This window comes from Mycobacterium sp. E3251 (assembly GCF_001666835.1).
GTDB lineage: Bacteria > Actinomycetota > Actinomycetes > Mycobacteriales > Mycobacteriaceae > Mycobacterium.
Map to the genome: position 1 here is coordinate 1 of NZ_LZJF01000007.1, position 13,733 is coordinate 13,733.

A 13,733-nucleotide genomic window follows, 5' to 3' on the forward strand; every position below is an offset into this window, starting at 1 on the left:
GGCCCGCGGCTATGCCGTGGTACAGGCGGTGCCGGACTCCGGGTCCGCGGTGGTGCTGCGGTCGGTCGCCGATGCGCTCCGCCTCCGCGGCGGCCAGGCGGGTGACGTCGCGGCGGATCGCCGACCGTGCGCGATGAATCTCGTCGGCGCGCGCCGTCAGGACCGTCAGCGGTTCGGCGAGCACCGGTCGGCTGCGGACCTGGGCCAGCGCCCGCTGTTCGCGAGCCACCCAGTTGCGCAGCGCCTGCGCGCTGCGCCGGCGCAGATCATCGATCAGGCGCTGCTCGGCGGCGGTGTCGGGTACGACCTTCTTCGCCGCGTCGGTCGGGGTGGCGGCGCGCAGGTCGGCGACCAGGTCGCACAGCGGATTGTCGGGTTCGTGACCGACCGCGCTGATGACCGGGGTGCGGCAGGCCGCGATGGCGCGGCACAGCGTCTCGTCGGAGAACGGCAACAGGTCCTCGACGCTACCGCCGCCGCGGGCCACCACGATGACGTCGACCTCGACGTGGCGGTCGAGTTCGTATAGCGCCTCGACGATCTGGGCCACCGCGTTGGGTCCCTGGACCGCGGTATTGCGCACGGCGAAACGCGCCCCGGGCCAGCGGCCGGTTGCCACCGTCGTCACGTCGCGTTCGGCCGCGCTGGCGCGGCCGGTGATCAGGCCGATCATGTTGGGCAGGAAGGGGATTGGTCGCTTGAGCCGGGGGTCGAAGAGTCCTTCGGCGTCCAGCAGCCGGCGCAGCCGATCGATCCGCGCCAACAGCTCACCCACACCGACGGCGCGAATCTCGCTGAGCCGCAACGAGAACGTGCCGCGACCGGTATAGAAAGACGGCTTGCCGCACACCACCACCTGCGTGCCCTCGGTCAGTTTCACCGGCGCGTTGGCCACCAGGTCACGTGAACAGGTCACGGTCAGCGACATGTCGGCGGCCGGATCGCGCAACACCATGAACACCGTCTTGGAGTCGGGCCGCGCGCTGATCTGGGCGAGCTGGCCCTCGACCCATACCGTGCCGAGCTTGTCGATCCAGCCGGCGACCCGAATTGCCACCGCGCGCACCGGAAATGGGTTCTCGGCGGAGTTCGGTTCGGATTGTGCGGGCGGGGTCACTTCGCGTTCGCGCGGGTGATCCTGTTGGCGAGCAGCGTCTGGAAAGGCGCGCGGGCCTTGGTGGCCTGCTCGTATGCCAGCAGGGCTTCGAGTTCGTCGACGCTCAGCGATTGCAGACGGGCACGCAGCTGCGCCAGCGTCAGTGCCGCGTAGTCCAACTCGGTCACCACCGACGGTTGCGCAACCGCCGGCGCGTCCGAAGATTTCCTGCCCTGCTTCAAGGGGGCGGCATCGGACGCGGCGTCGGCGAGCGAGTACAACGCGAACCGCCCCTCGGTTCGGCGGTCCCCCTCGCCGATACCCTCCTCGGCAGGTGCTTCGAACGCTTCGGGCAGGTCCTCATCGAAGGTTGCCCATTCGGGCTGCTCGTCCTTTGGCGGGAAGATGTTCTCCAGGGTGCTGTCACCCTTGATCGCCAGCTCGGCGAGGTTCTGCTGAAATCGCATCACAAGGTGCGCCGCCTGACTGGCTAATGTCATGGGGTACATCAGGATGGTTTTCGGCAGCTTCATGGTCTCCTCGACGGCGACTGTCGCCGCGCCGACCAATAGCCGAACTCCATACGGTGCAGTAGCCATGGGTCCAAGATTGCCTTAAGCGACGGCTAACTCCAAGCCCGCCGGCGCGAGCTGGCAAGCCCGTGTCCGCAGAACGTACCCTGGGTGTCATGCCGCCGACTGTCGACATGGGAATTCCCGGCGCGTCCAGCTCGGTAGCCAGCGATCCAGCCCGTAAGCGAGTGCTTCTGGCCGAGCCGCGTGGTTACTGCGCGGGCGTGGATAGAGCCGTCGAGACGGTCGAGCGCGCGCTGGAAAAGCACGGCGCGCCGGTGTACGTGCGTCACGAGATCGTGCACAACCGGCACGTGGTCACCACCCTGGAAAAGGCCGGTGCGGTGTTCGTCGAGGAGACCGACGAGGTCCCCGAGGGTTCCATCGTCGTGTTCTCCGCGCACGGCGTCGCGCCCACGGTGCACGCCGCGGCCGCCGCACGCAACTTGCACACCATCGACGCCACCTGCCCGCTGGTGACCAAGGTGCACAACGAGGCCAGGCGGTTCGCCCGCAACGACTACGACATCCTGCTGATCGGCCACGAGGGCCACGAGGAGGTCATCGGGACCGCCGGCGAGGCGCCCGACCATGTGCAGCTCGTCGACGGGGTCGCCGCCGTGGACAACGTGACGGTCCGGGACGAGAACAAGCTGGTCTGGCTGTCGCAGACCACGCTGTCGGTCGACGAGACCATGGAGATCGTCGACCGGCTGCGCCAGCGGTTCCCGAAGTTGCAGGATCCGCCCAGCGACGACATCTGTTACGCGACGCAGAACCGGCAGGTCGCCGTCAAGGCGATGGCCCCGGAGTGCCAGCTGGTGATCGTCGTCGGTTCGCGGAACTCCTCGAACTCGGTGCGGCTCGTCGAGGTGGCGCTGGGCGGCGGCGCCGCGGCCGCCCACCTGGTCGACTGGGCCGACGATATCCAGCCCGCATGGCTGGAAGGGGTGACTACCGTCGGCGTGACCTCCGGTGCGTCCGTCCCCGAGGTATTGGTGCGAGGTGTGCTGGAGCGGCTCGCCGATTACGGCTACGACGTGGTGCAACCGGTCACCACGGCACAGGAAACCCTGGTGTTCGCGCTGCCGCGCGAGATCCGGTCACTGCTCTGACACGTCGGGCGCCGGTTGGCGCTCAGCCGTCGTATTCCCATTCCGTCGGGGGTCGCTGAGACCGGCCGTACGCCCGTGAGCGGTTCCGCCGCTCGGCCTCCTCTGGTGCGCCCGCCCCCCGGTAGCGCACCTGCGAGATGGGGTGATGCGTCCCGTTGCCGTTCGGCGCGGGGCGGCGTCGCCTCGGCTCGTAGGCGGAGTCGTAGCTGTCGTAGCGGCCGAAACGCTCCCCGGGCGGGTCAAACGGGTCCCCGTACCGATCCGAGCCTTCGAAACGCGACCTCGGCTGGTCGTAGGGCCGTTCGTAGGGGCTACGGCGGCCGCGCGGCTCCCGACGGCCTTCCCGAGGCGATTGGCCGCGCGCGTCCGGATCGGCATCCGGCCTGGGGCGGCGCCGTGACCGGCGGGGCGGTTCAGCGGCGCCGTAGTCCCGGGCGCTCGTTGAGCCTCTCCGAGTCGAGCGCCGCTCGCTCGGATCGCCCGTGTCGTCCAGCGGTTCCCGCGGACGCCGCGACCGGTTCCGGGCGGAGCGAGTGGCGGTCCGATCATTGCGCGCCGTGCGGCGGGCCTGCGCGGCCGAGCTGCCCCCGCGGGTGCGCCGCGCCTTGGCCGGGGCCGCCTCGTCGGCATCGTCCTCGTCGGATTCCGGGCGCACGATCGCGCGGAGTTTGGCGACAATCCCGCCGACGACGGACTTGACGTCGGTGGACTCCGCGTCGTCGGAGCTCTTCGTCGTCGCGGTCGCCCCGTGCGACATCCCGAAGTACCACCTGGCCAACCCGATCAGCAGCACCACGCCGGCGGTTCCCAGCATCAGCGGGAAGCGCTCGATGAGCGGATAGCCGCAATTGATCAACAGATCTTTGAGATGGCCGACCTTGGCGTCGTGGAACAACCAATAAGCGCCGGGCACCGCGCAGAAAAGTATCAACGGGGGCTGGATCATCGCGGTGAAAAGCCCGTCCTGGCGCACCGCCAGCACCGCCGCCAGACAGCCGGCTATATAGAAGCCGGCGAAGACGTGCGTCAGCTCCTTGTGGCCGGCGTCGATTCCGTAGCCGATCGCGGTGGCGGTAACGGCGAGGAGCAGGGCGGCGTACCACGGCACACCTGGGATATCTGGGTGGATCGAGCGGTGGGAGGCCTCCACCGTCGACTTTGCCCGCTGTCCTGACACATGTAGACCGTACCGGGAAAGGGCGGAAAGCCCCGTAAATACCTCGTAGGGATCCCGGGCGTGCCATGACGATCGTGCACGAACGGTCCACAGCGGCCGGTGCCGCAGCCGACCCCTAGACTTGGGTCCCTGTGAGCCTGAGCCTGGGAATCGTGGGTCTGCCCAACGTCGGCAAGTCGACCCTGTTCAACGCGCTGACCCGCAACGACGTACTGGCGGCCAACTATCCGTTCGCGACGATCGAACCGAACGAAGGCGTCGTTCCGCTGCCGGATCCGCGCCTGGACAAGCTGGCCGAGCTGTTCGCATCCCAGCGCACCGTGCCGGCGCCGGTGACGTTCGTCGACATCGCCGGCCTGGTGAAGGGCGCGTCCGAGGGTGCCGGGCTCGGCAACAAGTTCCTGGCTCACATCCGCGAATGCGACGCCATCTGCCAGGTGGTGCGGGTGTTCTCCGATGACGATGTGACCCATGTGGCCGGTGAGGTGGATCCCCGATCTGACATCGAGGTGGTCGAGACGGAGTTGATCCTGGCCGACCTGCAGACGCTGGAACGTGCTCTGCCGCGCTTGGAGAAGGAGGCCCGCACCAATAAGGAGCGCAGGCCGGTGTACGAGGCGGCGGCCGCGGCACAGGAGACGCTCAACGGCGGGAAGACGCTGTTCGGTGCGGGGGTGGATGCGTCCTTGCTGCGGGAGCTGAACCTATTGACCACCAAGCCCTTTCTGTATGTCTTCAACGCCGATGAGGCGGTGCTGACCGACGCGGCGCGGATCGCCGAGCTGCGTGAGCTGGTCGCGCCCGCCGACGCGGTGTTCCTGGACGCGGCCATCGAAGCGGAGCTGAACGAGCTCGACGACGAGTCGGCCGCCGAACTGCTGGAGTCGATCGGGCAGAGCGAACGCGGGCTCGACGCGCTGGCCCGCGCCGGTTTCCACACCCTCAAGTTGCAGACATTTTTGACGGCCGGCCCAAAAGAGGCGCGCGCTTGGGTGATTCACCAAGGCGACACCGCACCGAAGGCCGCCGGGGTGATCCACACCGATTTCGAAAAGGGCTTCATCAAGGCCGAGATCGTGTCCTATGACGACCTGATCGCCGCCGGTTCGATGGCCGCTGCCAAGGCGGCGGGCAAGGTCCGGATGGAAGGCAAGGACTACGTGATGGCCGACGGCGACGTGGTGGAGTTCCGCTTCAACGTCTAGGGCTCGATGAATTCTGCCGATCGCGGAGGTCTACATACCATGGGAACCCTCTGTTACACCGCGACCATGTCTCTCGACGGCTACGTTGCCGACGGCAGCGGCGACTTCCAGTGGTCGGCCCCAAGCGATCCGGTGTTCACCGCGCATGTCGACCGCATGGCTGAGGTGTCGACCGAAGTGTTAGGGCGGAAGACTTTCGCGCTGATGCAGTACTGGGAGACCGATCCCGAGGACGAAGAATGGGCCTCGGCGGAGCGGGAGTTCGCCCAGCGCTGGCGAGGCATCCACAAAGTGGTGGTTTCGTCGACGCTGACGCACGAGATCGAATCGGACCGTGTCCGTTTGGTACCCGACCTGCGCTTGGACGAATTGAAGCGGATCGTCGCGCAGGCCGAGGGCGTAGTCGAGATCTTCGGGCCCACCACCGCGGCCGCCGCGATCCGAGCTGGCCTGATCGATGAGTTCCAGTTCTTCGTAGTGCCGAAGATGGTGGGCGCAGGTCTACGTGCCCTACCTGACGGCATGCGCCAGGATCTGAGTCTCGCCGGGCACCGCCTTTTCGACGACGGCACCGCTCACCTGCGCTACCTGTCTGGCCGCGACGTTGCTCGGTGACTGAATGCGGCGGAGTTCGGCTTCAACATCGGACGTGGTGGCGCGCCGGCAGATTAGAAGGGGCTTCATTGTGAGGGTGGCGGCGCACTAGATTGCGCAGTAAAGCGGTGTTGAGGGGGCGCGATGCGGTGGCGGGGTGTGTGTCATGTCGAGTTCGCGGTGCTGGACTACGACGACTCGGTCGCGTTCTATGACGCATTGTTCGGCTGGCTTGGATACAGCAGCTTCTCATCGCTGAACATGGAGTACCAGTCGATCTATTACATGACGCGTAATGCCCACCCGCACAGCTACATCGGCATTCAGCCTGCCCGTACCGGCGGGAAGCTGACGCACCGGGATCAGGCGGTCGGGATCAACCACATTGCGTTGTGGGCACGCAGTAGGGCAGAGGTCGACCGTTTTCATCGGGAATTCCTGATCGGTCGAGATGTCCCGGTCACGGACGAGCCGAAGGAGTACCCACAATACTGGCCCGGCTACTATGCCGTGTTTTTCGACGACCCGATAAACGGCATCCACTGGGAATTGGCTTGGATGCCGAAAGTGCCTACACCACGCCAAATTTGGTCGTTCTATCGCGCAATTCGTGCCTTCGCGGGAAGTCGGCCAGACTTGGCCAACACCGTGCCGGGCGTTGTCTCCCAGGCGCGGAGAACCCTGCCCAGCCGGCGGTGACGCGGTGCACATCCGCTTACCAACCCAGGTGGCGTCAACGTGTCAGAACAGCTTGATGGCACCGAAACGACCGTGGCGTTGTCACTCCGCAGTTGCGATGCGACAGTCGTGTAACGCGTGTCTTGCGTTCCGTCTAGGACAAATAAGGCGAATGGGGTGCCGCCAGGATGTCACGGCTGCCGAGTCGGAGCGGCGCCATACGTCAGTGCATCCACTACTTGAGCCAGGCGCGGATAGATGATCGCGGGGCCGAGCCAGCGGGCAATGAACCTGCGCAACTCGATACCGTCTCGATGCGGCTGGCCTGGGTCGACAAGGATCGAATGCAAAGTGCGTAGGCCCATTTCGGCGAGCTCGTCGAGCGCGGCTTCGTCGAATCCGTGCATGTCCCAGTCAACGTCGAGACGATGCAGCATCGAGCGGGAGAACGCCCGAGCTGTGTCGGAGGTCAGGGACACCGTATGACCTTCTGGCGCTCCGCTTCTCAACAGGCGTTCGATTTGGCGTTCTCCGGCAAGGCTTTCGACAGCGAATGCGACACCTTCGACGAGCGCCGCGGCGGGTTCGGTGAGTCCGCTGATATGCTCGGCGAGCTGGTCGAGGAAACCGTGGGCCGAGCGCATCGCGCTGGCGATCATGAGAGCCTCGGTTCCCGGGAAATAGCGATAGACCGTCTGCCGGGTGACGCCCAAGGTGCGCGCCACGTCGGTGAGCCGCATCGAGAATCCTTGTTCGGCGATGATCTCGTCGGCCACGTCGAGGATCCTGTCGATGGCCTCTTCGTCACTCGCTGGGGCGTTGCCCGCCCATCCGTGGCTACGCATGGTTGAACTCTAGGGCAGCGTGGTGGCCGCGCGAGCGCTGGATGCGTTGGGGCGAAATGTGTTAACGATCATCGACCGTCCAAGCCAGTTACGGCCCCGACGGAGTACCAACGCGCCGCGCTCTTCGGTTCCTCCGCGTACCGCTGGATCCATCTGGTGGCGAATTCGGGAATGATCTCGTGTTCAGGAGTGTGGCGCGGACCCTGTGAGCGGATCAGACCGGCGATCATGGCGAGGACTTCCCTTTTGGGCACACCCGCGTAGGTCGACTGACCCGGTCGAGTAAGCGCATGCGCGGCCCCCAGTGCGGCCCGAACTGCCTTCGCGGAGAGCCCATTTGGTAATAGTTGGCCCAGATCGCCGCCGTCCTCCTTCGGCACATGCTTCTGAAAGCCGCTGGAGATGATCCCCAGGATCTCATTCATATGCCTGAGCACGCCGACTATCGTCTTTGCGCGATACAGATAGCTGTCGTGCACGGCGTTGTAGACGATGAGCGCGGAACTGCGATGCTCGATTTCTTCGACAAAGTGCCAGAGGAACAGCGACGCTACTCGCTCGTCCCCGGCCCGAAACAGCTTGTCCTCGTGGTCGAGGAAGACTTTGAAGTAGGGCGTGAACGTGGCTTCGACAACTGCGGGATAAGCGAGACGCCAGGCGAGCGGCTTGGTGGCGGTGAGGCAGTCGTAGGAGGCCACGACGTCGGCCATCGTTTCCTGCAAGCCGGGCCAACGTCGGATCAGCGCACGGATATGGCTTTGGTGAGCGGCTGAGTGCTGTGCCTCCTGACGCAAGTAAGACTCTGCCTCCTCCGCCGTGGCCGGGTCCCGCATCAGCGGTATGGCTTCCCGCGTCGCGTCGACGATGAGTTTCTCGAAGCCGGGCGCGAAGAACGAAATGGCATTGCACTGCATTGCAAACGCGGGGCGCTCCGGCTGCCAGTTGAACGGGACATCGGCGCTCGCGAAGTCGAAGCGAACGCGCCTCACCTGTAGCTCCGTCATGGCGTCGACGTTAGCGGCCAAGATCGCCAGTGACAAGACAATGATGCATAGATGTATGGCGTTATGCTGGGACGACGCCGGTCAGCCTTGACGGCCAGGCCCTAGAACCATACGTTATACACAAAACGTCTAGTCAGATGGCAGGTGTCCAGATGAACCTGATCGTGTTCAACAGCCCCGCCGGTCTTCCCTGGCAGACGAATCTGTGCGACATCATGCTGCTGACCATGTTCCTGGCGGCAGTGGCGTACAGCGTCGTCCAGTTCCGCCGCGGAAGGCGCGTCTACTGCGCATTGCTGGCGGCAGCGGCAATCTACGGGCTCGTGCTGGAACTGGTCGGGATGGCCACACTCAACATGTACAAGCAGGGCGACTTCATGTTGATGATCAACTGGCCTGCCTTCCCGTTGTGGCACGGCACCACGATGATGCCCGCGTACGTTGTGATCTTTTACCCGGTCTTTCTGTTCACCGGTTTCAAGGTCGTCGAGGCGATCGGGACCGAAAAGCGTTGGCAGGGAGCCGTCACCGGTGGGCTATTCATGATTGCGCTTGACGCCCCCTACATCATTGAGGGCAACCTGCGCCACGTCGTGTGGTGGACCTGGAATCCAAACTTTGAGTACTTCCAGTTCTGGGTCGGCTGGCCCCTGCTCGATCTCTGTTGGCAGGGCATCTGGGACGCCGTCTTCATTTACATCATGCTTTGGGCCGCACCCCGAATCGACGGCTTGGCCGGTAGCGGTATCGCACGATGGTCGAATGCGAAGGCAATGGGCGCTTTTCCACCGCTCGCAGCCCTGATGGTCCTGGTGACCGGGCCCATCCTGATGTCACCGGTCACCGTCGTCACCGCGCTCGGCGGACGTCAGTGGCCTGTGGTCGTGATGCTCGTGGTCGGCTACTGCGCGGTCACTGTGACCGCACTGCGCTCTGCCAAAGCTAATCCGTCATTCGAACCGTTCACCCTCGGTCTGGTCGTCCTATACGTGGCAAGCCTTGGGGCGATGGTGATCGCCAACGTGGTCTACGAACGCGGTCTTACCCGGTACATCCTGGTTCAGGCCGTGGGCCTGATCGTGGTGAGCGGTCTTGCATCGTTCCCTTGGATTGCCACCCGCGGAGGCTCCCGTGAACTGGCCGGGCAGGCAGTTCAAGCCGTGGCCTGATGCGTCAAAAACCTTGACCTCGCCGTCTAGCGGACGGGTCTCAAGTCGACCATGCTTGACAGATGGCGAATGTCGAGCGGGCGGAACCGTTGGTCCGGCGGTCTACGAGGATCGTGGCGGGTTGTGCGTTGGTGCTGTCGGCTTTAGGGCTGGCGGGTGGCGTGGCCCAGGCCGTCCCGGCCCCGACCTCGCATTGGTGCCCGGGCAATCCGTGGGACCCGAGCTGGGGCAAGGTCTACGACTGGGACTGGAACCACTGCCACGACTGGCAAGGTCCGGCGGGCCAGAGTTTCCCGGCCGGTGCGGGCCCCTGGGGTCCACCGCCGGTGTGGGCGCCCCCGGCGCCACCCCAACCGGCATCGGCACCGGGGGCTCAGCTGATGTGGAATCCGACTGGCCCGGGCAATTGGGGGTTCTGGAACAACGGAATCTGGACGCCCGCCTGAGGGAACGCGCTGTAGTTCGCCCTTTGAGGCGGGCATCTTGTCGGTATGGCTCCTTAGCATGCCCTCGTCGCACTAACGTGCACCGCCACGGCCGCCAGGAGGGCTCCATGAAGTTCGTTTCCACCCGCATCATCACCGCCGACGTCAAGCGTCTCGTCGATTTCTACGAGACGGTCACCGAGAGCCCCGCCGTGTGGGGCAACGAGCTTTTCGCCGAAATCCCGACGCCGGTTGGCACGCTGGCGATCGGCAGCGACAAGACCGTGCCGCTGTTTGCGGCTGGATCGGCCGAGCCGGCCGCCAACCGCAGCGCGATCGTGGAGTTCATGGTCGACGACGTCGACGCGGAATATGAGCGGCTCCATGAGCGCGCCGGGGAGGTGGTGACAACGCCAACCACGATGCCGTGGGGTAACCGCGCGCTGCTTCTGCGCGATCCCGACGGGAATCTTGTCAACCTGTTCACCCCGGTGACGGACGAGGCCCGTGCCAAGTTCGGAATATGACTGGTGTGCAACGAACTTCGGCTGACTGCGTCTCGGTGGAGCTGTAAAGGCGCGGTGTAACTCAACGGTTAAGTAGGCTGAGCTGGTGTCAGTTGGCGGCCGCTTACCACGCGCGCGTTCTGTTCAGCTCCTCTGTGGCGCCCTCGCCGGGCCGCTCTTCGTGACTGCTTTCACCGCGATCGGAGCCGCGCGTCGGGGCTACGACTGGCGGCGCTACCCGGTCAGTTCGCTTGCGGTCGGTCGTCAAGGCTGGGATCAGCGCATCAATTTCATCCTTGCCGGAGTTCTATATTCATGTGCGGCTGCGGGTCTCGCACGTTGCGATCGGCGGCGCATTGGGCCGCGTGCCGTTCCGGCGGTCGTCGCAGGGGCGGGCGTTGGGTTGATCGGCTCGGGAGTCTTCGTCACCGATTATGTTGGTGATCGTCTCGGCGAGCTCCCCGCCCCGGCCCGGCGCACTCGTGCGGGGCGGATGCACGACCTCTGCGGGATCCCGGTCTTTGCGGGCATCCCGGTTGCCGGCGTGGCCAGCGCGGCCACCGCCGTGCGTACCGGGGACTACCGTTGGGCCTGCTACTCGGCAGGATCGAGCACGGTGATGGCGGGGACCCTGCTCCTGTTGGGTGCCGCTATCAAGGGTCGATCCGGCCTCAGCGGTAAAAGCGGTATCTTCCAACGTATCTCGATCATTGTCGGGCTCGGATGGCTGAGCTCCGTGTCGCTCCGCGGCCTTGGTGAATGACGAACCTCCGCCGGGCGTCCACCGATTTGGCGGCGGGCCGATGGATTGGCTCGTTGCCGGCTGCGAAATCTCGGCTACTTGGTACGAATTAGTCGGAGACATGCACGGCGGGGTCGGCGCCCACGGGTATCCAGGCACTCATGCGTGGTGGGCGGCGCGGCGTTAAGATCTCGTCGTGGTCGGTGAGGACTGCCCTGAGACTCCTGAGGAGTTGGAACGCCGGGCCGAGGCGCTCGACGAGCGCGAGCGGGAACTCGCGGACCGCGAGGCCGAGGTCGGACGGCGCGAGTGGATGGCCGGCAGACGAGATCGGCTCGCCGACCGGCGGGACCAAATCGCTGACGAGCGCGAAGAATTAGCGGACGAACGGGAGCGCCGCGCGGACGAACGCGAGGGCACGTCCGAACAGCGTGAGCGCGACCGGATCCGGCGCGTGGGCGAACAATCGAAGCGCACCGAAGCGACGGCTCGACGCGAGCAGGCGGACATCGACCGCGAGATAGCGGACACCGAGCGCGGGTCCGAAAGCCGCTGATCGTCCGCGCAGACGTTTGCTGGTAGGCGCATCTGCCGGGGCGTCCGATTTGCTGAAAGTGCGGCGAAGGCCATTGTCCGGTTTGCGAATGACGTGCGCCACAAATTTTGGCGGATAATAACTGGCATTGCTAGCGTCCCCGGCCATGGTAGTACTTGCAACATTGATGTCATTGATCAATCAGGTATCCGGAACGCCTTATATTGCGGGTGGGGATTCTCCGTCCGGGACGGATTGCTCGGGACTCGTTTCCTGGGTTGCCAACGCGGCATCCGACAGGCCCGTCTTCGGAAACCGGTTCAACACCGGCAATGAAGAAGCGGCTTTGTTGGCGCGCGGCTTTCAATACGGAACCGCCCCTAACGCCCTCGTGATCGGGTGGAACGGCGGCCACACGGCCGCGACCCTGCCGGACGGGACCCCGGTGTCCAGCGGTGAGCACGGTGGAGTGCACATCGGTGGCGCCGGCGCCTACCAGGCCGGGTTCACGCATCACATGTTCCTGCCGATGCCGCCGGATGGCGAAGGCGCCCTTCCGCCGCCGCCGGACGCGCCGCCACCGCCGCCGGACGCGCCGCCGCCACCGCCGGAGGCGCCGCCCGTCCTGGTCGACGCCATGGCTCCCGCACCGCCCGCACCACCGGCCCCGCCGGCGCCCGAAATGCCGCCGCCCGGCGAACCGGGAATTGCGAATCCTTAACGAAAGCAATTCGCGAAAGTCTCAATCTTTCGTGCCACTATTTGACGCATATAGGACACGCAAGCAGAACAGGAGCCACTGCACAGTGAAATAGCTCGGCTTGCGCACGGTCTGTGAGGCAGGCCACTTGCGCAGCTGCTAAGCGGTCCGCGATTCGCACGGAATCAATGCGAAAGTGCGCCCCGGGTGTTCAATTGCAACGCCCGGGGCGCACTTTGCTGGAGCCCGATCACGGCCGGCGGCGCCGACGGGCGGATATGCTGGCGCTGCCCGCCGCGACCGGGCGAGGCGCAGTATCCAGGAGCGAGCTAGGTGGGCACCGCAATGATCTTCATCGTCGTGAAGTTCGAGACCAAGCCCGAGTGGGCGGACCGCTGGCCAGAACTCGTCGCATCCTTCACCTCCGCCACTCGTGCCGAGGAAGGCAATCTCTGGTTCGAGTGGTCGCGAAGCCTGGACAACCCGGCGGAGTACGTTTTGGTGGAGGCGTTCCGTGACGGTGAGGCGGGCGGCATCCACGTCAACAGCGACCACTTCAAGCGGGCGATGCAAGAACTCCCGCAGGCACTGACGTCTACCCCGAAAATCATCAACCAGACCATCGACGCTTCCGGATGGTCCGAACTGGGTGAGATGTCGGTCGACTAGCCGGCTCCCGTTACCGTTACGGCGATTTCGTCGCCCAGCTGAAAGCCCGGAGCCAGCGGAAGCGTGTCACCGCTCCAGAACTTGCCGGGGTCAAACCAATTGGCGTCCTTGTCCGTGTTCAGCAATCCCATTTCCTCGTAGGTGATCGCCACCGTCTCCGCGCAATAGGCAGTGGAAAGGCTCATCTTGCGCTCTTCCCGGCGGCGCCGGGTCTGTTCGCGAACCTTGCTGTCCACCAAGGGGATTCCGCGCACCCAGTCATTGATGGTCGGGAGCCGGCCGCGGAACCAGCGACCGGTCAGCCGGGCAGTGGTGGGAAACGCGGTGCCGTCCATCCGGGCGATCACCCGCAGGAGCTTGTTTTCCTGTTCGCGGGTGGGGTGGGGTGTCAGCTGACGTAGCCAGCACCGCTGGTCGTAACGCTGCGTCCACTGCAAGACCGCCTGGTGCAGGTCGTTGAGCTGCACGCCGCGGTGGTTGGTTCCCGTCCACATGTCCTCGAGCTTGTCGCCCAGTTCGGCATGCCAAATCAACGGTGGCAGGTCGTCGATGGCCACCGTCATGCCGACGTGATTCACCGGTGCGTTCGTCAACGTCTGAATCGCGCGGTCGGGCCGGGAGCGGCCGCGAAACAACCAGAGGTCGCCCGTGCGAGTCTCGTTCAGCGCTTGATCGAGGGTGAGCATTATGAGGAGAGTACT

The 13,733-nt window shown here is 65.2% G+C and carries 17 protein-coding genes; 11 read left to right on the plus strand and 6 right to left on the minus strand.

Features of this window, described 5'->3' with window-relative positions; translation table 11 throughout:
• Together xseA and A5697_RS00665 are read right to left on the minus strand one after the other, a co-directional pair.
• A partial coding sequence (gene xseA / locus A5697_RS00660) for an exodeoxyribonuclease VII large subunit (protein WP_231971930.1) occupies positions 1-1,117 on the minus strand: 1,117 nt, incomplete at its 3' end.
• Entirely contained in the window at positions 1,114-1,695 is a 582-nt protein-coding gene (locus A5697_RS00665) for a lipid droplet-associated protein (RefSeq protein WP_067949739.1), read from the minus strand. The genes xseA and A5697_RS00665, both read right to left, overlap by 4 nt.
• An 89-nt stretch (positions 1,696-1,784) precedes the next feature.
• Between A5697_RS00665 and A5697_RS00670 the strand changes: the two genes are divergently transcribed.
• A complete protein-coding gene (locus A5697_RS00670) occupies positions 1,785-2,783 on the plus strand; it encodes a 4-hydroxy-3-methylbut-2-enyl diphosphate reductase (protein WP_067210529.1) in 999 nt (332 codons plus the stop codon).
• A 22-nt stretch (positions 2,784-2,805) separates the two neighbouring features.
• Here the strand turns inward: A5697_RS00670 and A5697_RS00675 are convergent, their stop codons facing one another.
• On the minus strand, positions 2,806-3,960 hold the full coding sequence (locus A5697_RS00675) for a DUF6542 domain-containing protein (protein WP_197500871.1): 1,155 nt from the start codon (positions 3,958-3,960) through the stop codon (positions 2,806-2,808).
• Between the two features lie 131 nt (positions 3,961-4,091).
• Here A5697_RS00675 and ychF point away from each other — a divergent pair, with 131 nt between their 5' ends.
• The 3 genes from ychF (at position 4,092) to A5697_RS00690 (ending at position 6,458) form a co-directional block, all read left to right on the plus strand.
• Entirely contained in the window at positions 4,092-5,165 is a 1,074-nt protein-coding gene (gene ychF, locus A5697_RS00680; protein WP_068007058.1) for a redox-regulated ATPase YchF, read from the plus strand.
• A 39-nt stretch (positions 5,166-5,204) separates the two neighbouring features.
• Entirely contained in the window at positions 5,205-5,780 is a 576-nt protein-coding gene (locus A5697_RS00685; RefSeq protein WP_068007061.1) for a dihydrofolate reductase family protein, read from the plus strand.
• Between the two features lie 123 nt (positions 5,781-5,903).
• Positions 5,904-6,458 carry a VOC family protein gene (locus A5697_RS00690; protein WP_067949746.1) on the plus strand — a complete coding sequence of 185 codons (555 nt, stop codon included), beginning with the start codon at positions 5,904-5,906 and terminating at the stop codon, positions 6,456-6,458.
• A 170-nt stretch (positions 6,459-6,628) separates the two neighbouring features.
• On the opposite strand, the gene A5697_RS00695 is transcribed toward A5697_RS00690, so the two are convergent.
• On the minus strand, positions 6,629-7,282 hold the full coding sequence (locus A5697_RS00695; RefSeq protein ID WP_068007064.1) for a TetR/AcrR family transcriptional regulator: 654 nt from the start codon (positions 7,280-7,282) through the stop codon (positions 6,629-6,631).
• Between the two features lie 68 nt (positions 7,283-7,350).
• Entirely contained in the window at positions 7,351-8,286 is a 936-nt protein-coding gene (locus A5697_RS00700) for a metal-dependent hydrolase (RefSeq protein ID WP_068007153.1), read from the minus strand.
• Positions 8,287-8,438: 152 nt separating this feature from the next.
• Between A5697_RS00700 and A5697_RS00705 the strand changes: the two genes are divergently transcribed.
• The 7 genes from A5697_RS00705 (at position 8,439) to A5697_RS00730 (ending at position 13,032) form a co-directional block, all read left to right on the plus strand.
• Positions 8,439-9,455 (plus strand): hypothetical protein, encoded by a 1,017-nt coding sequence (locus tag A5697_RS00705; RefSeq protein WP_068007068.1) that lies wholly within the window; start codon positions 8,439-8,441, stop codon positions 9,453-9,455.
• Between the two features lie 62 nt (positions 9,456-9,517).
• Complete coding sequence (locus tag A5697_RS26810; protein WP_197500872.1) at positions 9,518-9,901, plus strand: hypothetical protein; 384 nt, start codon at positions 9,518-9,520, stop codon at positions 9,899-9,901.
• Between the two features lie 107 nt (positions 9,902-10,008).
• Positions 10,009-10,407, plus strand: coding sequence for a VOC family protein (locus A5697_RS00710; RefSeq protein ID WP_068007155.1), 399 nt, complete (start codon positions 10,009-10,011; stop codon positions 10,405-10,407).
• 85 nt (positions 10,408-10,492) lie between these two features.
• The gene (locus A5697_RS00715) at positions 10,493-11,149 is read left to right on the plus strand and encodes a DUF998 domain-containing protein (protein WP_068007070.1); all 657 of its coding nucleotides are present in this window, start codon (positions 10,493-10,495) and stop codon (positions 11,147-11,149) included.
• A 175-nt stretch (positions 11,150-11,324) separates the two neighbouring features.
• Positions 11,325-11,684: a hypothetical protein gene (locus A5697_RS00720; RefSeq protein ID WP_067949754.1), complete on the plus strand. Its 360-nt coding sequence runs from the start codon at positions 11,325-11,327 to the stop codon at positions 11,682-11,684.
• 145 nt (positions 11,685-11,829) lie between these two features.
• Positions 11,830-12,384 (plus strand): glycoside hydrolase, encoded by a 555-nt coding sequence (locus A5697_RS00725; RefSeq protein WP_068007074.1) that lies wholly within the window; start codon positions 11,830-11,832, stop codon positions 12,382-12,384.
• A gap of 324 nt (positions 12,385-12,708) precedes the next feature.
• A complete protein-coding gene (locus tag A5697_RS00730; RefSeq protein ID WP_067949756.1) occupies positions 12,709-13,032 on the plus strand; it encodes a putative quinol monooxygenase in 324 nt (107 codons plus the stop codon).
• Here A5697_RS00730 and A5697_RS00735 read toward each other — a convergent pair.
• Entirely contained in the window at positions 13,029-13,718 is a 690-nt protein-coding gene (locus A5697_RS00735) for a guanylate cyclase (RefSeq protein ID WP_068007076.1), read from the minus strand. The two genes, A5697_RS00730 and A5697_RS00735, sit on opposite strands and share 4 nt — an antisense overlap.
• Between the last annotated feature and the right edge of the window lie 15 nt (positions 13,719-13,733).

Coding starts and splice junctions, on each gene's coding strand:
- A5697_RS00665 (WP_067949739.1), bottom strand. CDS start 1,695: ATGGCTACTGCACCGTATGGAGTTCGGCTATTGGTCGGCGCGGCGACA.
- A5697_RS00670 (WP_067210529.1), top strand. CDS start 1,785: ATGCCGCCGACTGTCGACATGGGAATTCCCGGCGCGTCCAGCTCGGTA.
- A5697_RS00685 (WP_068007061.1), top strand. CDS start 5,205: ATGGGAACCCTCTGTTACACCGCGACCATGTCTCTCGACGGCTACGTT.
- A5697_RS00690 (WP_067949746.1), top strand. CDS start 5,904: ATGCGGTGGCGGGGTGTGTGTCATGTCGAGTTCGCGGTGCTGGACTAC.
- A5697_RS00695 (WP_068007064.1), bottom strand. CDS start 7,282: ATGCGTAGCCACGGATGGGCGGGCAACGCCCCAGCGAGTGACGAAGAG.
- A5697_RS00700 (WP_068007153.1), bottom strand. CDS start 8,286: ATGACGGAGCTACAGGTGAGGCGCGTTCGCTTCGACTTCGCGAGCGCC.
- A5697_RS00705 (WP_068007068.1), top strand. CDS start 8,439: ATGAACCTGATCGTGTTCAACAGCCCCGCCGGTCTTCCCTGGCAGACG.
- A5697_RS26810 (WP_197500872.1), top strand. CDS start 9,518: ATGGCGAATGTCGAGCGGGCGGAACCGTTGGTCCGGCGGTCTACGAGG.
- A5697_RS00710 (WP_068007155.1), top strand. CDS start 10,009: ATGAAGTTCGTTTCCACCCGCATCATCACCGCCGACGTCAAGCGTCTC.
- A5697_RS00725 (WP_068007074.1), top strand. CDS start 11,830: ATGGTAGTACTTGCAACATTGATGTCATTGATCAATCAGGTATCCGGA.
- A5697_RS00730 (WP_067949756.1), top strand. CDS start 12,709: ATGATCTTCATCGTCGTGAAGTTCGAGACCAAGCCCGAGTGGGCGGAC.
- A5697_RS00735 (WP_068007076.1), bottom strand. CDS start 13,718: ATGCTCACCCTCGATCAAGCGCTGAACGAGACTCGCACGGGCGACCTC.